31 protein-coding genes and 1 pseudogene are annotated in these 19,797 nt (G+C 62.5%); 4 read left to right on the top strand and 28 right to left on the bottom strand.

Annotated features, from left to right (window positions below):
* Window positions 1-60: 60 nt before the first annotated feature.
* The 4 genes from map to rplO form a co-directional block, all read right to left on the bottom strand.
* On the bottom strand, window positions 61-870 hold the full coding sequence (gene map, locus VMF11_12425; GenBank protein ID HTU71110.1) for a type I methionyl aminopeptidase: 810 nt from the start codon (window positions 868-870) through the stop codon (window positions 61-63).
* A gap of 33 nt (window positions 871-903) precedes the next feature.
* Window positions 904-1,560 (bottom strand): adenylate kinase, encoded by a 657-nt coding sequence (locus tag VMF11_12420; protein ID HTU71109.1) that lies wholly within the window; start codon window positions 1,558-1,560, stop codon window positions 904-906.
* Window positions 1,560-2,915 (bottom strand): preprotein translocase subunit SecY, encoded by a 1,356-nt coding sequence (secY, locus tag VMF11_12415; protein ID HTU71108.1) that lies wholly within the window; start codon window positions 2,913-2,915, stop codon window positions 1,560-1,562. The genes VMF11_12420 and secY overlap by 1 nt, the downstream gene beginning before the upstream one ends.
* An 85-nt stretch (window positions 2,916-3,000) precedes the next feature.
* Window positions 3,001-3,483: a 50S ribosomal protein L15 gene (gene rplO / locus VMF11_12410; protein HTU71107.1), complete on the bottom strand. Its 483-nt coding sequence runs from the start codon at window positions 3,481-3,483 to the stop codon at window positions 3,001-3,003.
* On the opposite strand from rplO, the gene VMF11_12405 reads away from it, so the two are divergent.
* Window positions 3,476-3,718, top strand: a complete 243-nt coding sequence (locus VMF11_12405) for a hypothetical protein (GenBank protein ID HTU71106.1) — start codon at window positions 3,476-3,478, stop codon at window positions 3,716-3,718. The two genes, rplO and VMF11_12405, sit on opposite strands and share 8 nt — an antisense overlap.
* On the opposite strand, the gene rpsE is transcribed toward VMF11_12405, so the two are convergent.
* The 18 genes and pseudogenes from rpsE to rplC form a co-directional block, all read right to left on the bottom strand.
* Window positions 3,715-4,233 carry a 30S ribosomal protein S5 gene (gene rpsE / locus VMF11_12400; GenBank protein ID HTU71105.1) on the bottom strand — a complete coding sequence of 173 codons (519 nt, stop codon included), beginning with the start codon at window positions 4,231-4,233 and terminating at the stop codon, window positions 3,715-3,717. The two genes, VMF11_12405 and rpsE, sit on opposite strands and share 4 nt — an antisense overlap.
* The gene (rplR, locus tag VMF11_12395) at window positions 4,233-4,598 is read right to left on the bottom strand and encodes a 50S ribosomal protein L18 (GenBank protein ID HTU71104.1); all 366 of its coding nucleotides are present in this window, start codon (window positions 4,596-4,598) and stop codon (window positions 4,233-4,235) included. The genes rpsE and rplR overlap by 1 nt, the downstream gene beginning before the upstream one ends.
* The gene (gene rplF / locus VMF11_12390) at window positions 4,599-5,150 is read right to left on the bottom strand and encodes a 50S ribosomal protein L6 (protein HTU71103.1); all 552 of its coding nucleotides are present in this window, start codon (window positions 5,148-5,150) and stop codon (window positions 4,599-4,601) included.
* A gap of 37 nt (window positions 5,151-5,187) precedes the next feature.
* Window positions 5,188-5,589: a 30S ribosomal protein S8 gene (gene rpsH, locus VMF11_12385; protein ID HTU71102.1), complete on the bottom strand. Its 402-nt coding sequence runs from the start codon at window positions 5,587-5,589 to the stop codon at window positions 5,188-5,190.
* Between the two features lie 27 nt (window positions 5,590-5,616).
* A complete protein-coding gene (locus VMF11_12380) occupies window positions 5,617-5,802 on the bottom strand; it encodes a type Z 30S ribosomal protein S14 (protein ID HTU71101.1) in 186 nt (61 codons plus the stop codon).
* 3 nt (window positions 5,803-5,805) lie between these two features.
* Window positions 5,806-6,387 carry a 50S ribosomal protein L5 gene (rplE, locus tag VMF11_12375; GenBank protein HTU71100.1) on the bottom strand — a complete coding sequence of 194 codons (582 nt, stop codon included), beginning with the start codon at window positions 6,385-6,387 and terminating at the stop codon, window positions 5,806-5,808.
* A gap of 3 nt (window positions 6,388-6,390) precedes the next feature.
* Window positions 6,391-6,750: a 50S ribosomal protein L24 gene (gene rplX, locus VMF11_12370; protein ID HTU71099.1), complete on the bottom strand. Its 360-nt coding sequence runs from the start codon at window positions 6,748-6,750 to the stop codon at window positions 6,391-6,393.
* A 1-nt stretch (window position 6,751) separates the two neighbouring features.
* The gene (gene rplN, locus VMF11_12365; protein HTU71098.1) at window positions 6,752-7,129 is read right to left on the bottom strand and encodes a 50S ribosomal protein L14; all 378 of its coding nucleotides are present in this window, start codon (window positions 7,127-7,129) and stop codon (window positions 6,752-6,754) included.
* Between the two features lie 6 nt (window positions 7,130-7,135).
* Window positions 7,136-7,405 (bottom strand): 30S ribosomal protein S17, encoded by a 270-nt coding sequence (gene rpsQ, locus VMF11_12360; GenBank protein HTU71097.1) that lies wholly within the window; start codon window positions 7,403-7,405, stop codon window positions 7,136-7,138.
* Window positions 7,392-7,598 (bottom strand): 50S ribosomal protein L29, encoded by a 207-nt coding sequence (gene rpmC, locus VMF11_12355; protein HTU71096.1) that lies wholly within the window; start codon window positions 7,596-7,598, stop codon window positions 7,392-7,394. The genes rpsQ and rpmC overlap by 14 nt, the downstream gene beginning before the upstream one ends.
* 11 nt (window positions 7,599-7,609) lie before the next feature.
* Window positions 7,610-8,029 carry a 50S ribosomal protein L16 gene (rplP, locus tag VMF11_12350; GenBank protein ID HTU71095.1) on the bottom strand — a complete coding sequence of 140 codons (420 nt, stop codon included), beginning with the start codon at window positions 8,027-8,029 and terminating at the stop codon, window positions 7,610-7,612.
* Window positions 8,030-8,282: 253 nt separating this feature from the next.
* Window positions 8,283-8,906: pseudogene (rpsC, locus tag VMF11_12345) on the bottom strand (30S ribosomal protein S3).
* Window positions 8,907-8,918: 12 nt separating this feature from the next.
* Window positions 8,919-9,413 (bottom strand): 50S ribosomal protein L22, encoded by a 495-nt coding sequence (gene rplV, locus VMF11_12340; GenBank protein HTU71094.1) that lies wholly within the window; start codon window positions 9,411-9,413, stop codon window positions 8,919-8,921.
* On the bottom strand, window positions 9,410-9,688 hold the full coding sequence (gene rpsS, locus VMF11_12335) for a 30S ribosomal protein S19 (protein ID HTU71093.1): 279 nt from the start codon (window positions 9,686-9,688) through the stop codon (window positions 9,410-9,412). Before rpsS ends, rplV begins: the two co-directional genes overlap by 4 nt.
* A complete protein-coding gene (rplB, locus tag VMF11_12330) occupies window positions 9,688-10,515 on the bottom strand; it encodes a 50S ribosomal protein L2 (protein HTU71092.1) in 828 nt (275 codons plus the stop codon). Before rplB ends, rpsS begins: the two co-directional genes overlap by 1 nt.
* Window positions 10,516-10,633: 118 nt before the next feature.
* Window positions 10,634-10,942 (bottom strand): 50S ribosomal protein L23, encoded by a 309-nt coding sequence (rplW, locus tag VMF11_12325; GenBank protein HTU71091.1) that lies wholly within the window; start codon window positions 10,940-10,942, stop codon window positions 10,634-10,636.
* Window positions 10,943-11,674: a 50S ribosomal protein L4 gene (rplD, locus tag VMF11_12320; protein ID HTU71090.1), complete on the bottom strand. Its 732-nt coding sequence runs from the start codon at window positions 11,672-11,674 to the stop codon at window positions 10,943-10,945.
* Between the two features lie 3 nt (window positions 11,675-11,677).
* Entirely contained in the window at window positions 11,678-12,316 is a 639-nt protein-coding gene (gene rplC / locus VMF11_12315) for a 50S ribosomal protein L3 (GenBank protein HTU71089.1), read from the bottom strand.
* Between the two features lie 186 nt (window positions 12,317-12,502).
* Here rplC and VMF11_12310 point away from each other — a divergent pair, with 186 nt between their 5' ends.
* The gene (locus VMF11_12310) at window positions 12,503-14,107 is read left to right on the top strand and encodes a peptide ABC transporter substrate-binding protein (protein ID HTU71088.1); all 1,605 of its coding nucleotides are present in this window, start codon (window positions 12,503-12,505) and stop codon (window positions 14,105-14,107) included.
* 28 nt (window positions 14,108-14,135) lie between these two features.
* The gene (locus VMF11_12305) at window positions 14,136-15,008 is read left to right on the top strand and encodes an aldo/keto reductase (protein HTU71087.1); all 873 of its coding nucleotides are present in this window, start codon (window positions 14,136-14,138) and stop codon (window positions 15,006-15,008) included.
* Here VMF11_12305 and VMF11_12300 read toward each other — a convergent pair.
* The 5 genes from VMF11_12300 to VMF11_12280 are packed head-to-tail and all read right to left on the bottom strand — an operon-like array spanning window position 15,001 to window position 18,636.
* Entirely contained in the window at window positions 15,001-16,224 is a 1,224-nt protein-coding gene (locus VMF11_12300) for an acyl-CoA dehydrogenase family protein (GenBank protein ID HTU71086.1), read from the bottom strand. The two genes, VMF11_12305 and VMF11_12300, sit on opposite strands and share 8 nt — an antisense overlap.
* Entirely contained in the window at window positions 16,221-17,174 is a 954-nt protein-coding gene (locus VMF11_12295) for an aldo/keto reductase (protein HTU71085.1), read from the bottom strand. The genes VMF11_12300 and VMF11_12295 overlap by 4 nt, the downstream gene beginning before the upstream one ends.
* Before the next feature lie 39 nt (window positions 17,175-17,213).
* Entirely contained in the window at window positions 17,214-17,639 is a 426-nt protein-coding gene (locus VMF11_12290; GenBank protein ID HTU71084.1) for a hypothetical protein, read from the bottom strand.
* 30 nt (window positions 17,640-17,669) lie between these two features.
* The gene (locus VMF11_12285) at window positions 17,670-18,407 is read right to left on the bottom strand and encodes a class I SAM-dependent methyltransferase (GenBank protein ID HTU71083.1); all 738 of its coding nucleotides are present in this window, start codon (window positions 18,405-18,407) and stop codon (window positions 17,670-17,672) included.
* A gap of 1 nt (window position 18,408) precedes the next feature.
* Complete coding sequence (locus VMF11_12280) at window positions 18,409-18,636, bottom strand: DUF5654 family protein (GenBank protein HTU71082.1); 228 nt, start codon at window positions 18,634-18,636, stop codon at window positions 18,409-18,411.
* Between the two features lie 23 nt (window positions 18,637-18,659).
* Between VMF11_12280 and VMF11_12275 the strand changes: the two genes are divergently transcribed.
* Window positions 18,660-19,184 carry a Uma2 family endonuclease gene (locus tag VMF11_12275; protein HTU71081.1) on the top strand — a complete coding sequence of 175 codons (525 nt, stop codon included), beginning with the start codon at window positions 18,660-18,662 and terminating at the stop codon, window positions 19,182-19,184.
* Window positions 19,185-19,256: 72 nt separating this feature from the next.
* Here the strand turns inward: VMF11_12275 and rpsJ are convergent, their stop codons facing one another.
* A complete protein-coding gene (rpsJ, locus tag VMF11_12270) occupies window positions 19,257-19,565 on the bottom strand; it encodes a 30S ribosomal protein S10 (GenBank protein HTU71080.1) in 309 nt (102 codons plus the stop codon).
* Between the last annotated feature and the right edge of the window lie 232 nt (window positions 19,566-19,797).

Genomic DNA, 19,797 nt, shown 5'->3' with positions numbered 1-19,797 from the left:
TGGCCGCTTTGTCCGTATTCTTCTTCGCCCGGGCGGGGCGACGGCCGCCGCGACGAGGCATCAGCTCGCCGGTATCCTTTCCGCGTCCGGAACGTACTTGGCAGCGTCCGGATGCTCCCCGTAGTTGCGAAGCGTAAGGATTTTCGGACCATCCTCGGTCACGGCAATCGTGTGCTCGAAGTGCGCTGCGAGTTTACCATCTGACGTGACGACTGTCCAGCCGTCCTTGAGGATCTCGACCTTCCGGTCGCCCTCGGTGATCATCGGCTCGACTGCCAACACCAGCCCCGGGCGCAATTCCATTCCGGTCCCGGCCTTACCGTAGTTGGGGACCTGCGGCTCCTCGTGCATCGCCGTGCCGACCCCATGCCCGGCGAGCTCACGGACCACTCCGTAGCCGTGCTTTTCGGCATAGCGCTGAACCGCCGCGCCGATGTCGCCGATGCGGTTTCCGCGCTGCATCTGCGCGATTCCGATCATCAAGCACTCTTGGGTGACCTCGAGCAAGTGCCGCGCCTTTTGCGAGATCGTGCCGATCGGAATCGTCACCGCGGAATCGCTCACGTATCCCTCGAGCGTCGTCCCGATGTCGATCGAGAGCAGATCGCCGTCGCGCAGCACGTACTCGCCCGGAATGCCGTGCACGACCTCGTCATTCACCGAAGCACAGATCGTGGCCGGAAAACCGTGATACCCCTTGAACGTCGGCAACCCGCCGCGCTCGAGGATCCCTTTCTCGGCTGCCGCATCGAGATCGCGCGTCGTCATTCCCGCCTTCGCGCTTTGCATCAGCTCGGTCAACACGACCGCGGTGATCTTGCCGCTGCGCCGCATCGTCTCGATCTCACGCGCCGACTTTAGCGTGACCATGTTTAAAGGCACTCCGCCCCAGGCTCCGCGCCGTTAGTCATGCGCGTGTTCCAGACCGATGGCGTGTATGAGTTCGTGGCTGACGTCCTCGACCGCCAGCGTCGCGTCGATGCGCGCGAGGCGCCCGCGAGTCTCATAATAGTCGACCAGCGGCATCGTCTGCAGTTCGAAGACATCGAGCCGCTTCTTGATCGTTTCAGGGCGATCGTCTTCGCGCTGCACCAGCGGTCCGCCGTCTTCATCGCAAATGCCCGCCACCTTCGGCGGATCGAACTTCTCGTGGTAGACGCGGCCGGTCCGCGGATTGGTCCAGCGTCCGAGCAGACGTTCTTCGAGCAGCGGCCGCGGTATTTCAAAGTACACCGCGCCGGGAAGGCCGCGTCCGCGCGATTCGAGCAGCGTATCCAACGCTTGGGCTTGCGCAACCGTACGCGGAAAGCCGTCGAAGAGCACCGCTTCGCCTTCGCGCAGTTCCCCTTTGACCATGTCGATGATCAAGTCGTCGGGTACGAGTTCGCCGCGCTGCATATAGCCTTCGGCAGCTTTGCCGAGCTGCGTCCCTTGAACGCGGTGCTGCCGGAGGAGATCGCCGGTCGAGACCTGGCGGTAGCCGAAGCGCTTCTGCAAGATCTGCGCCTGCGTCCCTTTCCCCGCGCCCGGCCCTCCGAGCAAAATGATATCAGCCGCCACTACCGTTTGATGAACCCGCGGTAGTCGCGCATCGCCAAGCGTGCTTCGATTTGAGAAATCGTATCGAGCGCGACGCCGACTACGATCAGCAGTGAGGTCGACCCCAGGTAGATCGTCGTGATGCTCAATCCGCGCTCGAGAACGTTTGGTGCGACGGCCAGCACGCCGAGGAAGATCGCGGCGGCGGTCGTCAGCCGCATGAGAATCCGATTGAGATAATCCACCGTCGGCTGGCCCGGGCGGATGCCGGGGATGAACGCGCCCGTCTTCTTTAGATTGTCGGCCACGTCACGGGTGTTGAGCACGACCGAGCTATAGAAGAACGTGAAGACCACGACGAGCAGAAAGTAGGTGATATTGTAGAGCGTACCGCCCGGCGCAAAGTACACGTTGATCAGTTCGCTCACCGCGGCCAGGTTGGTCGGATATCCGATGTTCCAGTGCAGACCCGGGAGCACGAAGAGCGAGTGATATGCGGGAGCGGCGGCGCCGGCGTGGCCCGAGAACCACGCGAGGGCCTGTTGGGGTAAGAGCAGGATCGAAATCGCGAAGATGATCGAGATCACGCCCGCGTTATTGAGCCGCAGTGGAATGTAGGTCGAACGCCCGGCAAACATTTTGCGTCCCACCACCCGGCGCGCCTGCTGCACCGGCACGCGCCGCTGCCCTTGGTACATGAAGATGATACCAATGATGATCGCGATCGTGATCAGGATGAATAGCACGAGGTTCAGGAGCGAGAGTCCGCCTTGCGCCGCCGAAGAATACGTCTGGCCCACATACTGCGGATACCGCAGCACGATGCCGATAAAGATGATCAGTGAAACGCCGTTGCCGATGCCCTTGTCGCTGATCTGCTCGCCGAGCCACATGAGGAAGAGCGTGCCCGCGACCATCGCCGTAATCGCAAAGAGCTGGTACCACAGGCTCGTATCGTAGAAGACCCCGGACGCCTTCATCGCGTTCGTCATGAAGGTTGCCTGTAAGAGCGCCAGCACGATCGTCAGCCAGCGCGTGTACTGGCCGATCTTCTTTCGGCCTTCCTCGCCGCCTTTCTTGGCCAACTCTTCGAGTTGCGGCAGCACGACCGTCATCAACTGCATGATGATCGAGGCGTTGATGTAGGGCGTGATCCCCATGGCGATGATCGAAAGCTTCTGCAGCGCACCGCCCGAGAGAAAGCCCAGCAGGGTGTAGAACTGCCCGCTCTTGAGGACGTTCTGCCAGGCGGCTTCGTTCACGTTGGGAAGCTGCACGTGGATCATGAAGATGAACCACGCGAAGGCAAAGAGCACGAACCCGATGCGCTTACGGATGTCGGGAACTAGTACCGCCGCGCGCAGATTATCGAACACCCTTACGCTCCCCTTTCGCCCTGAGCTTTGTCGCTCTTCGCTTCGCGCTCAGAACGAAAGTCGAGCCCAAGACGCGGCGTCGACGTCATTGGTCGCCTTCAGGAAAGGACGCGCCGGCGGCTTTGAGCGCTTCGAGCGCACTTGCCGAAAAGACGACGTCGCGAAACTTCAATCCCGATGGAAGCGCCGTACCGGTCTTGCTCCCGCCCAGAATCTTCACGCCGTCGAGCGTCGACTTCAAAATGCCGCGCTCGCGCAGCGACTCGGGCGAAATCTCGACGCTCGCATCCCACGCGCTGAGCTGATGCAGGTTGACGACCGCGTAACGCGCACGGAAGTGCCCGATGTCGCGCGCCTTTTGCGAGTATCCGCGCTTGTGAGGCAGACGACGCCCCCACGGCGTCTGACCGCCTTCGAACGAGGGACCCTTGCCGCCGCCCGAGCGCACGGTCTGACCTTTGCCGCCTTCGCCGCCGGTCTTGACCATGCCCGACCCGTGTCCGCGGCCGATGCGCTGGCGCTTCGGCCACGAGCCTTTGGCGGGAACGAGCGCGCCCAGCTTGAGCATCGTTCCGCTCGGCGTCGCAATCGCACCGGCGCTCGTCGTGCTGCTTTTCGCAACGGCGGTTTTTGCAGCCGGCGCTTTCGCGGCGGGCGCTTTTGCGGCGGGCGCTTTTGTGGCCGGCGTTTTCTTTGCCGGCGACTTCTTTGCGGGCGACGCTTTCACCGCGGACTTTTTGCTAGCGGCGCTGCTCTTTTTTGCGGTTTTCTTTTTTTCTGCCATGATTTTTTTCTATCTCTAGCTTGCAGCCGAGAAAATTTCCTTAGCGGTCTTGCCGCGGAGCGCCGCCACGCGGTCGACCGTCTTGAGCGAACGCAATCCCTCGATTGTCGCGAGCACGACGTTGATCGGATTGTTCGTTCCCAGCGACTTGGTGAGGATATCGTGGATACCGGCCAGCTCCAGCACCGCGCGCATCGAGCCCCCGGCGATGACGCCGGTACCGGGCGCGGCGGGTTTGAGCATCACTTTGGCCGAGCCGACTTGCATGTACACTTCGTGGGGGATCGTTTTCTCCACCATCGGCACGGTTACGAGGTTCTTCTTTGCCTGCTCGACCGCTTTGCGAATCGCTTCAGGCACCTCGCCGGCCTTACCGATGGCGAAACCGACTTTGCCCTTGCGATCGCCGACCACGACGAGCGCACTGAAGCTGAAGCGTTTACCGCCCTTGACGACTTTCGCCACGCGATTGACGCGCACGACGGTCTCTTCGAATCCACTATTGTCGCGTTCGCGACCACCACGATAATTCATTAGAAATTCAGCCCCGCTTCACGCGCCGCATCGGCGAGTGCTTGTACGCGTCCGTGATATTTGTAGCCGCCGCGATCGAACACGACCTCGGTGATGCCGGCCGCCTTGGCCTTGGCCGCAATGGCCGTGCCCACGGCCTTGGCGGCATTGAGATTGGTCTTCGAGCCGAGCGATTCGCCAACCGACTTATCGCGCGTCGAAGCGGCCGCGAGCGTGTGACCCTTCGCATCGTCGACCAGCGTTGCGTAGATGTGGTGAAGCGTGCGCCGAACCATCAGACGCGGACAGTCGTTCGTGCCGGCAAGCTTCTTACGCAGGCGCTGATGACGCGCGCGACGCGAATCATCTTTGGAGAGGCGCGCCATTTACTTCTTTCCTGCCTTTCCGGCCTTACCGAGTTTCTTGCGAATGACCTCGCCCTCGTAGCGAATGCCCTTACCTTTATACGGTTCGGGCGCGCGCAGGGAACGGATCTCCGCCGCGACTTGACCGACTTGCTGTTTGTCGATGCCGTCGACGTGAATCTTGTTTTGTCCCTCGACCGAAAGCGTAATGCCCTTCGGCGGCTCGAACACGACCGGATGCGAGTAGCCCAGGCTCAGGTTCAGCCGCTCGCCCGCCTTGGCGGCGCGATAGCCGACGCCTTGGATCTCGAGGCTCTTGCGAAATCCTTTGCTCACGCCCTCGACCATGTTGGAGATCAGCGTGCGCGTCAACCCGTGCAGCGAGCGCTGTGGCTTCGCGTCGCTCTTGCGCGCGACGATCACTTTGCCGTCCTCGAGTTTGACGTCGATCGACTGCGTCAAAATCGTCTGACGCAGTTCACCCTTGGGCCCTTTGACGACCACCTCGCCGTCGCCCAGCGTGACGTTCACGCCGCTGGGCACGTTGACGGGGAGTTTTCCAATACGCGACATTTAGACTTTCCTTTTTAATCCTGAGCCTGTCGAAGGACTACCAAACATATGCCAGGACTTCACCGCCGACGCCGAGCTTTTTAGCCCGTTTGCCGGACATGATGCCCTGCGGGGTCGACATGATGACCAGACCCAAGCCGCCGAGCACGCGCGGGATCTCGGTTTTGCCCGTGTACACGCGCAAGCCCGGACGCGAGATGCGGCGCAGGCCGGTGATGACTTTTTCTTTCTCCGGACCATACTTGAGACGGATGCGCAGCGTGCCTTGCGGCCCTTCGTTCACCCGCTCGAAATCTTCGATGAAACCCTCGTCTTTGAGGATCTGGGAGATCGCGGCTTTTACGCGCGACGCCGGAACGTCCACCGTCTTGTGATTGGCGGTGTTCGCGTTGCGGATGCGCGTGAGCAGATCAGCAACGGGGTCGGTTATAGCTGCCATTTTAAAACACTTCTCCAATCATCACCGTCACCAACTCGCCTTGGTTACGCCGGGGACCACGCCTTTGTGCGCGTTCTCCCGAAAACAGATGCGGCACATGGCAAACTTGCGGAGATAGCCGCGGGGGCGTCCGCAAATCTTGCAGCGATTGTGCGAACGCACGCCAAACTTCGGCGTCCGCTGCGATTTCACGATCAAACTCGTCTTTGCCATATCTTACTTTCTTTTTTGATCCTGAGCACCGTCGAAGGACCGGCCTTTCTGTAGCGGAAGCCCCATCGCCGTGAGAAACTCCGACGCCTCTTCGTCCGACTTCGCCGTCGTGACGATCGTAATGTCCATGCCGCGCGCTTTGTCGACCTTGTCGTAGTTGATCTCCGGGAACACCAACTGTTCGCGAAGGCCCAGATTGTAGTTGCCGCGCCCGTCGAACGACTTCGCCGGCAGCCCGCGAAAGTCGCGGATACGGGGAAGCACGATGTTGAAGAGTTTGTCGAGGAAAATGTACATCCGGTCGCCGCGCAGGGTGACCTTCGCGCCGATGTTCATTCCCTCGCGCAGCTTGAACGCCGCGATCGACTTCTTCGCCTTCGTCACGACCGGCTTTTGGCCGGTGATCTGCGTCAGCTCGGCCACCGCCGCGTCGAGCGCCTTGGCGTTGGCGATCGCATCGCCCACGCTCATGTTCACGACGACCTTCTCGAGCTTGGGCACCTGCTCGCTGTTCTTGTAGCCGAACTTCTCCTGCAGCCGGCTGCGCACCGAGCTCTTGTACTTTTCTTTCAAACGGGTTGCCATCGATTACGCTCCTTTGGCCGATTCTCGCAACGGCTCACCGCTGCGGACGGCGACGCGATGCGGGACGCCGTCCGCCGTACGACCGCGACGCAGCCGCGTCGGGGCGTTATCCTTCGGATCGACCGCCATCAGCGCCGAGATCGGGAACGGAGCCTCTTTCTCGATGATGCCGCCGCTCTGGGCCGCACCCATGTTGCCGCGCTGCTGGCCCGCCTTCGTATGGCGCTTGACGATATTCAGGCCTTCCACCGTGGCGAAACCAGCCTTCGGAAAAACGGCCTTGACCACGCCGCGCTTTCCTTTTTCCTTGCCGCGGCGCACGACGACGGTATCGCCCTTGACGATATGAAGCTTCGCAGCCATGTTAGAGCACCTCCGGTGCGAGCGAGGCGATCTTCAAGAAGCCGCGATCGCGAAGTTCCCGCATGACCGGTCCGAAGACGCGCGTGCCGCGCGGGTCGAGATTGTCTTTTTCGCCCTTGATGATCACGCAGGCGTTGTCGTCGCAACGCACGACGGAACCGTCCGAACGACGGATCGGCGCGGACGTGCGCACGATCACGGCCTTCACGACCTGACCTTTCTTCACCGCCGCGCCGGGAATCGCGCTCTTGACCGTGCCGACGACGACGTCGCCGACATGGGCATAGGCGTGACGGCTTCCGCCGCTGACGTGAATCACCAGCAGCTCGCGGGCACCGCTGTTATCGGCGACTTTGAGTCGCGTTTCTTGCTGTATCATCTTCTTCTACTTCGCTCGTTCGACGATCTCGACCAGACGCCAGCGTTTGTCGCGCGAGAGCGGGCGGCATTCCATGATGCGCACGATATCGCCGATTTTGGCTTGGTTCTGTTCGTCATGCGCTTTGAAGCGCGTGGACTTGCGAACGATCTTGCCGTACGTCGGGTGCGGAACGCGCGTCTCGGTCACGACGACGATCGTCTTGTCCATCTTGTCGGACGCGACGCGACCCTGTTTCACGCGGCGCGCCACCGCCCGCTCGTTACGCTGCTCCATGCTGCTCCTCGGCCAATCGCTTCTCGGAAATGACGGTCTGAATCTGGGCGTACGCGCGGCGCATCGCCTTGATCTTGCTGAAATCGGTCAGATGCCCGGTACGCAGGGCAAAGCGCAGATTGAAGAGCTCGGACTTTGTGTCGCGTGCCTTTTGCTGCAGCTCGCCCATCGTCAGACCCCGCAGTTCGTTCAACTCGCCCCTCTTCATGCGCTCGCCTCCTCGCGCGAAACGATCTTCGTTTCGATCGGCAATTTGGAAGCTGCAAGGCGCAGTGCTTCCTTCGCAACGACGGGCTCGACGCCGGAGAGTTCGAAGAGCACGCGTCCCGGACGCACGACGGCAACCCAGAACTCCGGATTACCCTTACCGGCGCCCATGCGGACTTCGGCGGGCTTCTTCGTCACCGGCTTATCGGGGAAGACCTTGATCCACACCTTACCGCCGCGCTTGATGTGGCGCGTCATCGCGATACGCGCCGCCTCGATTTGACGGTTGGTCATCCAACACGGTTCCATCGCCTGCAAGCCGTACTCGCCGAAGGTGAGCGCGCTGCCTCGCAGTGCGCGCCCGGTCATGCGCCCGCGCTGCACTTTGCGCCACTTCACTCGTTTAGGCGTCAACATGTTCTGAACTCCCTTCGGCCGGCGGCGGGCTGCTCTCGTACGGCGCCGCAGCGGCTTCGTTCACAATCGAATCCGGATCGACGGTCACGGGTTCACTGACCGGCTCACCACTCGGCTCGGCGATCGCGCCCGGCGTACCGCCCGGCTGCGGACGGCCGCCGCGCCCACGGCCGCGTCCGCCGCGCTCGCGGCGATCGCGAAATCCGCCTTGACGTTCGGCCCGGTCGAGCGTGTTGCTCTGCCGCGGCTGATCCGGCAGCACTTCACCGCGATAAATCCACACCTTCACGCCGATGCGACCGAAGGTCGTGAACGCTTCGACGTGCGCGTAATCGATGTCGGCGCGCAGCGTGTGCAGCGGCACTTTTCCGTCGGCGTTGCGCTCGGTGCGCGCGATTTCGGCACCGCCGAGGCGTCCCGATACTTGCACCTTCACGCCGCGCGCGCCGGCCTTCATCGTGCGCATGATCGCCTGCTTCATGGCGCGGCGAAATGCGATGCGCTTCTCGAGCTGATCGACGATGTTCTGGGCGACCAAGCGCGCGTCGAGCTCGGGATGCTTGATTTCCATCACGTTGACTTGCACGTTCTTGCCGGTCAACTTTTCGAGATTCTTGCGGATCTCTTCGATGCCGACGCCGCGCTTGCCGATGATGATACCGGGCTTGGCCGTGTTGACGATCACGCGCGCCTGGTTGGCGCGCCGCTCGATCTCGATCTTGCTGATCGCGGCCGAACGCATCCACTTGTTGAAGAACTGACGAATCTTGACGTCTTCGTGCAGCCAGTCGATGTAATGTTTTTTCTCGAACCAGCGGCTGTCCCACGTACGCGTGATGCCCAGGCGAAGGCCGACGGGGTGGATCTTCTGTCCCATGAACTTTCCTTTTTAATCCTGAGCCTTGTCGAAGGACGCAGCGGCTTTGGCGGTACGTTTGGGAGTGGCGCGGCGCACCGGAGTGCGTTTGGTGGAAACCGACGCGCCGCTGCGCGCTCTGCGCTTCTTCTGCGGCGGCGTTTCGCTGACCACGACCGTCACGTGCGAGAGGCGCTTGCGTTTGAAATACGCACGGCCTTGCGCCCGCGGATCGAGGCGTTTGGTGAAACGGCCGCCGGGACCACCGTCGACGGTGATGCGCGTGATATAGAGCTCATCGGTGTTCATGTCGTGGTTGTTGCCCGCGTTTGCGACCGCACTGCGGACGAGCTTCTCGATCGGCTCCGAGGCATAGACGCCGGCGAACGCGAGCATGGTCAGCGCCTCGCGCACGCTCTTCCCACGGATCGCGTCGGCGACGCGACGCAGCTTGCGCGGCGCCATGCGAACGAACTTTAGATGTGCGACGGCTTGTGGCCCCGAGCTCAGCGACGTTTCGGGCGTCATGCCTTCACCGCCGCCTTATCGCCGCCATGACCCCGAAAGCCGCGGGTCGGCGCGAACTCGCCGAGCTTGTGTCCGACCATGTTCTCCGTAATGTAGACGGGCACGTGCGCTCTTCCGTTGTGCACGCCGATCGTGTGACCGACCATCGACGGAACGATCGTCGACGCCCGGCTCCACGTCTTGACGACGCGCTTCTCGCGCGTTTCGTTCAGCTTCTCGACCTTCTTGAGAAGGTGATCCGCAACGAACGGCCCCTTTTTCAGTGAACGTCCCATTATTTCGAACCTCGCTTACGAACGATCATCTTGGTCGTGCGCTTGTTGCGGCGCGTCTTTTTACCCATCGTCATCTGACCCCAGGGCGTGGTCGGCGGACGCCCCGAGGTGGAACGCGCCTCACCGCCGCCGTGCGGGTGATCGACCGGGTTCATCGCGATGCCGCGAACCGCCGGGCGTTTGCCGAGATGGCGCGACCGGCCGGCCTTGCCGATCACTTGGTTTTCGTGCTCGACGTTCCCGAGCTGACCGATCGTGGCGCGGCACTCGATGTGAATCTTGCGCACTTCGCCCGAGGGCATGCGCACCTGGGAGTAATCGTCTTCCTTGGCCATCAACTGCGCCGCGACGCCGGCGGACCGCACGAGCTTGCCTCCCTGTCCGGGACGAAGCTCGATGTTGTGGATGACGCTGCCCACCGGGATGTTCTTGATTGGCAGCGTGTTGCCGGGCTTGATGTCGGCCGCTGCGCCGGATTCCACGACGTCGCCGACCCGCAGTCCGAGCGGGGCCAAGATGTAGCGCTTTTCGCCATCCTTGTAATGGAGCAGGGCGATGCGCGCGGAACGGTTCGGATCGTACTCGACGCTCGCGACCTTGGCCGGAATGCCGTCCTTGGAGCGCTTGAAATCGATGATCCGGTACTGCTTGCGCGTGCCGCCGCCCTTATGACGAACGGTGATGTGCCCGTTGTTGTTGCGGCCCGAATGCTTCTTGCGAACCTCGACCAATGACTTTTCCGGATCGACCTTGGAAAGATCGGAGAAGTCCATCGTGGTCACGAAGCGCCGGCCGGGGCTTGTGGGCCTGTATTTTTTCACTGGCATTACAGAGCATCTCCGAGTCGCGTGCAGAACGCGCTCAAGCGCGAGGCGCGAAGAGTGTAGCGTGCATTAGCACGTGAGCGATGAGCAACGAAGCGATTGAGTGTGTTATGCATGCGAATCATTGCTCGAAGTAATTGACGCCGCCTAGTTCGATCTTTTGACCGGGCTTCAAAGTGACGATCGCCTTCTTGAAGTCGCTCTGCTTGCCGCTGGTGCGGTTGGCGCGACGCGCGAAGTTGCGGGCTTTCCCGCCCACGTTGACCGTGTTGACGCTCATGACGTTCACGCTGAAGATCTGCTCGATCGCGTGACGGATCTGCGTTTTGGTCGCATGCGGATGCACGACAAACGTATACTGGGTTCCCAGCGCATTGGCCATCGATTTCTCGGTGATGCGCGGCGAGAGGATCACATCGCGTGCGTCCATTTATTTGCCCTCCCCCAAAGTGCTTTGCACTTCGGGGACCCCTAGTGTTTTAACGGCGCTACGCGCTTCGCGCTTCGCGCCCCCGCGGGCAGAGCCCGCGGGTCCCCCGAGCGCGTCGTACGCCGAGGTCGTGAAGATGATGCGTTCGAAGCGCAGCACGTCCTTGACGTCGAGGGCTCCCGTATCGGTCACGGAGACTTTGCGCAGATTGCGCGCAACGCGCTCGATCGCGTCCGCATTGGCCTCGCCCTTCACCGTCACGATCAGCGTCGACGGCCCCGTTTTGGCCGCCTTGCCGCTGCCGAAAACGAGTTTGGCAAAATCGTTGGTCTTGGTGAGCGAGAACCCGGCGGCGTCGAGCACGGTGATCGCGCCGTTCTTGAACCGGTCGGCCAGCGCCGCGAGGAACGCGAGCTTGCGCTCCTTTTTATTGAGATCGGTCACGTAGCTGCGCGGCTGCGGCCCGAAGACGACGCCGCCGTGACGCCATTGCGGCGAGCGAATCGAACCCTGCCGCGCCCGGCCGGTGCCCTTCTGACGCCAGGGCTTGCGTCCGCCGCCCGCGACTTCGTCGCGTTTCTTGGTCGAAGCGGTGCCGGCGCGAGGGCTGGCAAGCTCGCGATAGACGGCGCGGAAGAGCGTGTGGCTCTTGGCGGAATAATCTTGTTCGAAGATCGCCGGCGTTTGCACGTCGCGCACGATCTTTCCGGTTGCGTCGATGACGTTCGGCATGGCTTACGCTCCCGCCGTTTCTTTGCGCTTGACGCTCTGCCGCAACACGACGAGCGCGTTCTTGGGACCCGGAACGGGGCCGCGAACGAGCAGAAGATTGCGCTCGGCGTCCGCGCGGATCACTTCCAGGTTTTGCATGGTCGTCCGATCGACCCCGAAGTGTCCCGGACGACGCGCACCTTTGGGAACGCGTCCGGCGTTGGTGTCGCCGTTCGAAGCCGGCTGGCGGTGAATCATCGAGCCGTGGCTGGCGCCGCCGCCCGAGAAATTGTGACGCTTGATGCCGCCCGAAAAGCCATGGCCTTTCGAAATGCCGATGACATCAACACGGTCGCCCGGCTCGAACCCGGCGACCGTGATGGTTTGACCGACTTCGACACCGTCGATGCCGGTGCGGAACTCGCGCACGAAGCGCGCGGCCTCGACGCCTTGTTTCTTGAAATGTCCGGCAAGGGCACGCGATACGCGCGCGCGTTTGACCGCGCCGAAGCCGAGCGCAACGGCGTCATAGCCATGCGACTCCTTCGTGCGGCGCTCCACGACCGTGCAGGGACCGGCTTCGATCACCGTCACGGGCACGTTGCGCCCGTCGTCGGTGAACACGCTCGTCATCCCAACCTTGCGGCCAAGGATGTTCTTCACTAGATCCTCGTCCTAGGCTTCGTCAGCCTGAGCTTATCGAAAGGTAAGTACACTGGCCCTGGCGTACTTCTATTTGTTTTTCCGGCACGCGCAAAGGAAGCGCGGACCGGCTGGACCACAACCTGGGCACTATATCAAGGCTGCCCGGCAGCGTCAAGAGGGGTTGACGGCGAAGAGAGGCGGGCGATGCGGCTATTAGCTTTGATGCTGCTCGGTGTTCTTATTGCCGGTTGCGCCCGGCCGGGGGTCGTTCGAAGCCGCGACCAGCTCGTCATCGTCCAGACGCAAGATTTTACGAGTCTGGACCCTATTTTTGTTAGCGGGGTGGGCGGTCAAGAGCTTGCCGCGCTGATGTATTCCTATTTAGTGAAGTTCAACGACCGGGGCGAGCTCGTTCCGGATGCCGCGAGCGTGGTTCCGACCCAAGCCAACGGCGGGATCAGCGCCGACGGGCGGACGATCGTCTATCACCTTCGACCGGGCGTGCGCTTTTCGGACGGGAACGAGCTGACCTCGTTCGACGTCGCCGAGACGATCGCGCGCGTGGCCTTCCCCGGCAGCGACGTCCCCTCGCGGGTCGCCTACGACGACGTCGCGGCGATCGCAACCCCGGACGAGCGGACCATCAAGGTTTTTCTGCGCACCCCCTACGCGCCGATCGTGCTCTATCTCTGCGGGCCCGGCAATGCCATTCCAATTCTGCCCGCTCGGCTGCTCCGGGGCCACGCTCGCCTGCACACCACGCAACTCGACAGCATGCCGCTGGGCAGCGGGCCTTACGAGCTCGCGCATTGGACTCGAGGTGAACGCCTCGAGCTGCGCGCCAATCCGTACTACTTCGGCGGAACGCCGAAGATCGCACGCATTACGATCCTTCCCGTGCCCTCGTCGAACACGGCCTTCACCATGCTGCGCAGCGGTGAAGCGGACGCCTACGTGAATGCGGACGACTCACAATATGCGCTGCTGGCGGCATTGCCGGGCAAACGCACCGAAGCGGTGCCGATCGACGGCACCGGTGCGCTGATTTTCGACACCGCCCATCCGGCGCTCTCGGATCCGCGCGTGCGCCGCGCACTGACGCTCGCGCTCAACGTTCGCGCGGTGGTGAACAAGACGCTGCTGGGTCACTCGCGCTGGCGTAACCCCGGGCGCGGCTTGTTCGAATGGGCGTACGATCCGCGAGCCTATGCGATGCCCGGCTACGATCCCGCGCAGGCAGTGCGTCTGCTCGAAAAAGCCGGGTGGCGGCTGGGCGCCGGCGGCGTTCGCCGAAAAGACGGCATGGCGCTCGATCTCGACGTCATCTTCCGCGCCGATAAACCGAGCGCCCTGGAGATGGCGACGCAGATGCAGGCGGAAGAGCGTGCGATCGGCGTGCGGCTCTCGCTGCGGCGCTTCGCGGTGTCGGCGTTGGTTGCGCCCGGCGGCCCGCTCTATGGCGGGCACTACGACCTCGCCCTCTTTCCGTTCATCGCCGGCTTCGATCCCGACGTGCGCGACCAGTTCTCGTGCCGCCGGGTTCCACCGCACGGCTTCAACAAGTCGCGTTACTGTAACCCGGCGCTCGATAGCATCATGCAAGAAGCGGTGCTTCCGTACGAGCGTTCGCAACGGATTCCATATTACCGCCGGATACAGCGCGTGCTGGCTCGAGATCTGCCGATGGTCGCGATGTATCAGGCGGTCTCGATCAACACGTTTCCCGCTTGGCTTCGCGGCGAGCACAGCGCGGTGAACACACCCTTCTGGAACGTCGGCCGGTGGAGGTACGAAGCCGCGCGAAACTAAAGCCCGGCGCAGACCGGTTGAAGGCGGCATGGCTACGAAAATTTCCGCCGCTGCATCGGGACAGTTCGTTATCGGCGGCGACCTCAAGGTCAATCGGCTCGGCTTCGGCGCGATGCGAGTAACCGGTGCCGGCATCTGGGGCGATCCGGCAGATCCCGCCGGCGCGCGCAAAACGTTAGAGCTCCTACCCGAGCTTGGCGTCAACTTCATCGACACGGCGGACAGCTACGGGCCCGAGGTCAGCGAGAATCTGCTGCGCGAGGCGCTGCATCCATACCGCGGGATGACGATTGCGACCAAGGGCGGCTTGACCCGCCAAGGACCGGGTAACTGGGATCCGGTAGGACGCGCCGGTTATTTGAAGCAGTGCGTACTGATGAGCCTGCGCCGGCTCGACGTCGAGCGCATCGATCTCTGGCAACTGCACCGCATCGATCCGGAGACCCCGCGCGAAGAGCAGTTCGAGACGATCGCGGAGATGCGGTCGAAGGGGTACATCCGTCACGTCGGCTTGAGCGAAGTGAGCGTCGCGGACATCGAAGAAGCGCAACGCTACTTCCCGGTCGTTACCATTCAGAACCAATACAACCTGGTCGATCGCAAGAGCGAGGGCGTGCTCGAGTACTGCGAAGCGCACGGTATCGGATTCATTCCGTGGTTTCCGCTCGCTGCCGGCGACTTGGCCAAGCCGGGTTCAGCGCTTTCGACGATCGCGCGGCGCCTCGATGCGACGCCCTCGCAAGTCGCCTTGGCTTGGACGCTCAAGCGCTCGCCGGTGATGTTGCCGATTCCGGGAACCTCGCGCGCCGATCATCTCGAGGAGAACGTTGCTGCAGCTGCGCTCAAACTTTCAGACGAGGATTTCGCCGACCTCGACCATCAGGCGCGCGCGCTTACGTAAACGCTGCGAGTCCCGTAATCTGCTGGCCGAGGATCAGCATGTGGACTTCGCTCGTGCCTTCGTAGGTCAGCACCGACTCGAGGTTGTTCATGTGGCGGATGACCGGGTACTCCAGCGTCACACCGTTGGCACCGAGGATCGTGCGCGCTTCGCGCGCGATCGCCAGTGCCTCGCGCACGTTGTTCAGTTTGCCGAAGCTCACCTGTGAAGGATGGAGACGGCCTTCGTCCTTCATCCGGCCCAGATGCAGCGCGAGCAGCGACCCTTTCCCGAGTTCGATCAGCATGTTCGCGAGTTTTTCTTGCGTAAGCTGAAATCCGCCGATCGGCCGATCGAACTGCACGCGCGTCTTGGCGTAGTCGAGCGCGGTCTCATAACAGGTGCGCGCGGCGCCGATCGAACCCCAGATGATGCCATAGCGGGCCTCGTTCAAACACGCGAGCGGGCCGGCAAGCCCTTTCGCCAGCGGCAACTGCGCTTCGGCGGGGAGGCGCACGTCGTCGAGCACGAGCTCGCTCGTGATGCTCGCGCGCAGCGAGAGTTTACGGTGTACGTCGGTCGCGGAAAACCCGGGGGTCGCGGTAGGGACGACGAAGCCGCGGATGCCCTCGTCGGTGTTGGCCCACACGATGGCGACGTCGGCGAGCGATCCGTTGGTGATCCACATCTTGGTGCCGCTCAACATCCAGTCGCTTCCGGCGCGCCGCGCGAACGTTCGCATGGCGGCGGGATTGCTGCCGAAGTCGGGTTCGGTCAAACCAAAACACCCGATCTTCTGGCCGCGCGCCATCAGGGGCAGCCACTCATGTTTCTGCTCTTCGCTGCCCCAGTGATGGATCGCGAACATCGCAAGCGAGCCTTGCACCGAAGCAAAGCTGCGAATGCCCGAGTCGCCGGCTTCAAGTTCCATGCACGCAAGCCCGTACGCGACCGCGCTTGCGCCCGGACACTCGTACCCCTCCAAATGCATGCCGAGCAATCCGAGTTTTCCGAGTTCGGTTCCGATCTCGCGCGGCAAGATGCCGTCTTCGAACCACTGTGCAACGTTGGGCAGCACGCGCTCGCGTACGAACGTGCGAACCGTATCGCGTACGAGCCGCTCCTCACCACTCAGGAGCGCATCCAGGTCCAGGAAATCGACCGCATCGGGTGCTGCAGCGGACTGCGATCGTCTTGCGTGTGCGGTGGGCCTGTCCTGAGCTTGTCGAAGGGTCATCGGTTCACGAAGCTCATGTCGGCATAACGCGCACCGCTGGCCGCACCCATGGGAAAGACCGCTTCGAGATCGCGCAGCTCACCATCGCTAAGCTTCACGTTCACCGCTCCGACGTTTTCTTCGAGATATTTCACTCGCTTGGTTCCCGGAATAGGAATGACGTCAGGCCCCTTGGCAAGCAGCCACGCCAGCGCGAGCTGCGAGGCCGTGCAATTCTTTTTCTTCGCCAACTCGGCGACGCGTTCGACCAAGTCGAGATTCTTTTGAAAGTTCTCGCCCATGAAGCGCGGGCTCGAGCGCCGGAAGTCATTGGGGGCGAAGTCGTCCGGGCTCTTGAGTGCACCGGTGAGAAAGCCGCGCCCGAGCGGCGAATAGGCGACGATCGAAACGCCCAACTCGCGCGCGGCCGCGAGTTGGCCGTTCTCTTCGAGATCCCGCGACCACAGCGACCATTCGTTCTGAAGCGCCGCGATCGGGTGCACCGCGTACGCGCGCCGCACGTTGGCCGCGCTCGCTTCGGAGAGTCCGAGATAGCGTACCTTGCCGGAGCGCACCAGGTCGGCCATCGCGCCGACCGTTTCTTCGATCGGGGTCGAGACGTCGACACGATGCTGATAATAGAGATCGATGTGGTCGACGCCCAAACGTTTGAGCGAGCCCTCACACGCGGTGCGGACGTACTCGGGCCTTCCGCTGATGCTGCGCCGCGTCGTGTCCGACGGATCGCGCACGATCCCGAATTTCGTCGCCAGAAAGACGCGATCGCGCCGGTCGCGGATCGCTTTGCCGACGAGCAGCTCGTTGGTGTGCGGCCCGTACATGTCGGCCGTGTCGAGCATCGTCACGCCCAGTTCGAGGGCGCGATGAATCGTGCGAATCGATTCCGCTTCGTCGCCCGCTCCATAGAATTCCGACATGCCCATGCAGCCGAGCCCTAACGCTCCGACCATGGGACCATTTTTGCCGACGTTCCGCTGTTCCATTGTCCTTTATCGTTTCAACACGCGTGCGATCTTGTCGAAGAGCGCCTCGGTCGAACGCTCGAACGCGTCCTCGAGTCGGCGCCAGAGCAGGCGCCCGTCGGTATCGGTCAGCGTCCCCTCGATCCGATATTCCAGCACCGTCTGCTTCTCTTGGGTCGAAAGGTAGAAGCCGTGGGTCCCGTCGACGCCCTCGTTAAGGATCCGCCACACGATCCGCTCCTCCGGTACAACCTCCGCCAGCATGGCGTGGATGCCGAGATGCCATTCTTCGGTGCGCTGCGGAACGAGCGGGCCGGGTGAGCGCATGAAGGGTTGTGAGGCGAACGGCCAGATTTGGTCGCCCGAAGTACCCATCTCTTCGAGCAAATGGAAAATCCGGCGCTTCGTGCCATGGAACGTCCGGGTGCGCGATTCTCGAAGCTCGATTGGCATGGCGCCTGGTTCGCGGCACGTCGGGCTAGCTCATTGTCGTTCGCCAAGGTGCACGCTGGTAACCAGCACGAAATGCGCGCCGCCGTAATCGCCGGCGCGGTCGTAGAGTGCGCGCAATTGCGCTGCCATCGCTTCGTACTCCGGGCCTTCGCGCGGGAGGTACGACGTCGAACGGGTTCGGCCGATCAGGCTCTCCCAATCCAGGTCCTGCCGGTGACGGAATTCGAGCACGCGGACTCGGCCCCAACGGCGCGCGCGCAGGTCGTCGTCGATCGCACTCTTGCGCCGTCGCGATTCGGTATCGTCGGTCATATACGGCCGTACGACCGCTTCGTACTCACGCGCGAAGGCGTCGGCCGGATCGCGCTCGTTCCAAACCGCCCCGAAGCGCAGGCGTTCGCGGCCGATGCGCACCGCTTCCGCGAGTACTCGCTGCGGATCGAACCAGTGATACGCCTGGAACGCGGTAACGACGTCGATGCTGCGATCCGGCAAATTCGTCGACTCCGCCGTGCCGTCGATGGGAATGACGTCGGGACGCGTAGGTATCGACGAGCGCATCGAGGCGTTGGGCTCGACCGCAAAGACCTTCGCGCCCGAATCGGCAAGCAACGCCGACGAAATGCCGGTGCCCGCGCCGAGATCGGCGACTGCAGGAGCGACGAAGCCCTCGAGCACGGCCTCGATCGCTTCGCGCGGGTAGCCCGGGCGAAAGCGCGCGTAATCGCCGGCACGTTCACCGAAACGCGCCGTGGAATCGAATGACATGTTACTTCGCTTGGCGGTCGGCGAGCTTCCCTAAACCCCGCACCACGAGGATCGCGACGATCGTAATGATGACGGCGTAGACGAACTCGGCCCACACGCCGGAACCGGGCTTCAGAAAGATCGCGATGAAGTCGGCGATGAACTTGTTCCACGCGCCCGCGGCAATCAACCCGAATGCCACGGTCGCAAGCGAGATCATCGTGCCCAGGTAGGTCGGCTTGAGTTCCATCGGTGCCTCCTAGATGATAGAGTATGCGCGAGGACCGGCAAACCATGCACGTCATCGACGAAATCGACGACTCCGAGAAGCCCTATATCGAATATCTCGCCGGCCGGGCGGTGCCGAAGGTGAGCCCGAAGCGCCGGCACGGGATCGTCCAGGGGAGGCTTTGGGCAATTCTCCAAGAGCTTGCACGCGGGCGCGGCGACGTGGCCACCGAGTGGCGCTGCTACTTGCCGGCCGAACCGCGCCGCACGTCGCTCGTCCCCGACGTCGCATTCATTTCGAACGAGCGCCTCGCGCCGTTGACCGAGGACGAACGCGAGATGCCGCAGTCCGCGCCGGATATCGCGATCGAGGTCCGTTCGGAGGATGACAAGCGGAAGAACCTCGGTTGGAAGATTGCGGCCTATCTGCGCCACGGCGCGGTGCTCGTGCTCGACGTGCTGCCGCTCGAGCGTAGGATCGTCGCGCACACGCGCGCGGTCGCGCGAATTCACGGAAGACGACCGCTTCACGTGCGACGCACTCCCGTGGCTCTCGTTCGACGTGCGTGACGTCTTCGCCGATCTCGACAAATAAAAAAAGCCCGAATTGCTTCGGGCAGATCGATGCGCCGCCTGTGAGTCCTAAGCCTTGAGTTCGATGTCCACGCCGGCGGGCAGATCGAGGTGCATCAGCGCATCCATCGTCTTGGGCGAGGCCTGGAGGATGTCGATGAGGCGCTTGTGGGTGCGCATCTCGAAGTGTTCGCGCGACTTCTTGTCGTTGTTCGTCGAGCGCTGCACGCAAAAGCGATTGATCTCGGTCGGAAGCGGTACCGGACCGCTCACGAACGCACCGGTGCGTTTGGCGGTGTCGACGATACGCTCGGCCGACTGGTCGAGAACCTTGTGATCGAACGCTTTCAGACGAATGCGAATCTTCTGCTTTGACATCTCTATCCTAAACTCAAGTTTTCAAAGGTCTGGGGGCCAGGGGCTACTTTAGCATGATCGGCCACCCTTCGACAAGCTCAGGGTGACACTGTATCGGAGCTCGATAGAGATGTCCCCATTTGGACTCAATAGAGATGTCCCCATCGAGAGGAATCCCTCCCCATGGAGCTTCTCACGATGTCGACCTCCGAAATTACCCGCCTGGCGGCCGTGGAGCGGCTCCAGGCCGGCG

The organism is Candidatus Baltobacteraceae bacterium (genome assembly GCA_035502855.1).
GTDB lineage: Bacteria > Vulcanimicrobiota > Vulcanimicrobiia > Vulcanimicrobiales > Vulcanimicrobiaceae > Aquilonibacter.
The sequence above is the reverse complement of the archived record's forward strand: the minus strand, read 5'-3'. Positions and strand labels throughout refer to the sequence as shown.

Bases quoted from the DNA above. Each gene is read 5' to 3' on its own strand.
- map (HTU71110.1), bottom strand. From the start codon at position 870: ATGGTCACGCTAAAGTCGGCGCGTGAGATCGAGACGATGCGGCGCAGC.
- rplO (HTU71107.1), bottom strand. From the start codon at position 3,483: ATGCTCAAGCTGGGCGCGCTCGTTCCCGCCAAAGGCTCGTGGCCGAAG.
- rpsE (HTU71105.1), bottom strand. From the start codon at position 4,233: ATGAATTATCGTGGTGGTCGCGAACGCGACAATAGTGGATTCGAAGAG.
- rplR (HTU71104.1), bottom strand. From the start codon at position 4,598: ATGGCGCGCCTCTCCAAAGATGATTCGCGTCGCGCGCGTCATCAGCGC.
- rplF (HTU71103.1), bottom strand. From the start codon at position 5,150: ATGTCGCGTATTGGAAAACTCCCCGTCAACGTGCCCAGCGGCGTGAAC.
- rpsH (HTU71102.1), bottom strand. From the start codon at position 5,589: ATGGCAGCTATAACCGACCCCGTTGCTGATCTGCTCACGCGCATCCGC.
- VMF11_12380 (HTU71101.1), bottom strand. From the start codon at position 5,802: ATGGCAAAGACGAGTTTGATCGTGAAATCGCAGCGGACGCCGAAGTTT.
- rplE (HTU71100.1), bottom strand. From the start codon at position 6,387: ATGGCAACCCGTTTGAAAGAAAAGTACAAGAGCTCGGTGCGCAGCCGG.
- rplX (HTU71099.1), bottom strand. From the start codon at position 6,750: ATGGCTGCGAAGCTTCATATCGTCAAGGGCGATACCGTCGTCGTGCGC.
- rplN (HTU71098.1), bottom strand. From the start codon at position 7,129: ATGATACAGCAAGAAACGCGACTCAAAGTCGCCGATAACAGCGGTGCC.
- rpsQ (HTU71097.1), bottom strand. From the start codon at position 7,405: ATGGAGCAGCGTAACGAGCGGGCGGTGGCGCGCCGCGTGAAACAGGGT.
- rplP (HTU71095.1), bottom strand. From the start codon at position 8,029: ATGTTGACGCCTAAACGAGTGAAGTGGCGCAAAGTGCAGCGCGGGCGC.
- rplV (HTU71094.1), bottom strand. From the start codon at position 9,413: ATGACGCCCGAAACGTCGCTGAGCTCGGGGCCACAAGCCGTCGCACAT.
- rpsS (HTU71093.1), bottom strand. From the start codon at position 9,688: ATGGGACGTTCACTGAAAAAGGGGCCGTTCGTTGCGGATCACCTTCTC.
- rplB (HTU71092.1), bottom strand. From the start codon at position 10,515: ATGCCAGTGAAAAAATACAGGCCCACAAGCCCCGGCCGGCGCTTCGTG.
- rplW (HTU71091.1), bottom strand. From the start codon at position 10,942: ATGGACGCACGCGATGTGATCCTCTCGCCGCGCATCACCGAGAAATCG.
- rplD (HTU71090.1), bottom strand. From the start codon at position 11,674: ATGCCGAACGTCATCGACGCAACCGGAAAGATCGTGCGCGACGTGCAA.
- VMF11_12310 (HTU71088.1), top strand. From the start codon at position 12,503: ATGCGGCTATTAGCTTTGATGCTGCTCGGTGTTCTTATTGCCGGTTGC.
- VMF11_12305 (HTU71087.1), top strand. From the start codon at position 14,136: ATGGCTACGAAAATTTCCGCCGCTGCATCGGGACAGTTCGTTATCGGC.
- VMF11_12300 (HTU71086.1), bottom strand. From the start codon at position 16,224: ATGACCCTTCGACAAGCTCAGGACAGGCCCACCGCACACGCAAGACGA.
- VMF11_12295 (HTU71085.1), bottom strand. From the start codon at position 17,174: ATGGTCGGAGCGTTAGGGCTCGGCTGCATGGGCATGTCGGAATTCTAT.
- VMF11_12290 (HTU71084.1), bottom strand. From the start codon at position 17,639: ATGCCAATCGAGCTTCGAGAATCGCGCACCCGGACGTTCCATGGCACG.
- VMF11_12285 (HTU71083.1), bottom strand. From the start codon at position 18,407: ATGTCATTCGATTCCACGGCGCGTTTCGGTGAACGTGCCGGCGATTAC.
- VMF11_12280 (HTU71082.1), bottom strand. From the start codon at position 18,636: ATGGAACTCAAGCCGACCTACCTGGGCACGATGATCTCGCTTGCGACC.
- VMF11_12275 (HTU71081.1), top strand. From the start codon at position 18,660: ATGCGCGAGGACCGGCAAACCATGCACGTCATCGACGAAATCGACGAC.
- rpsJ (HTU71080.1), bottom strand. From the start codon at position 19,565: ATGTCAAAGCAGAAGATTCGCATTCGTCTGAAAGCGTTCGATCACAAG.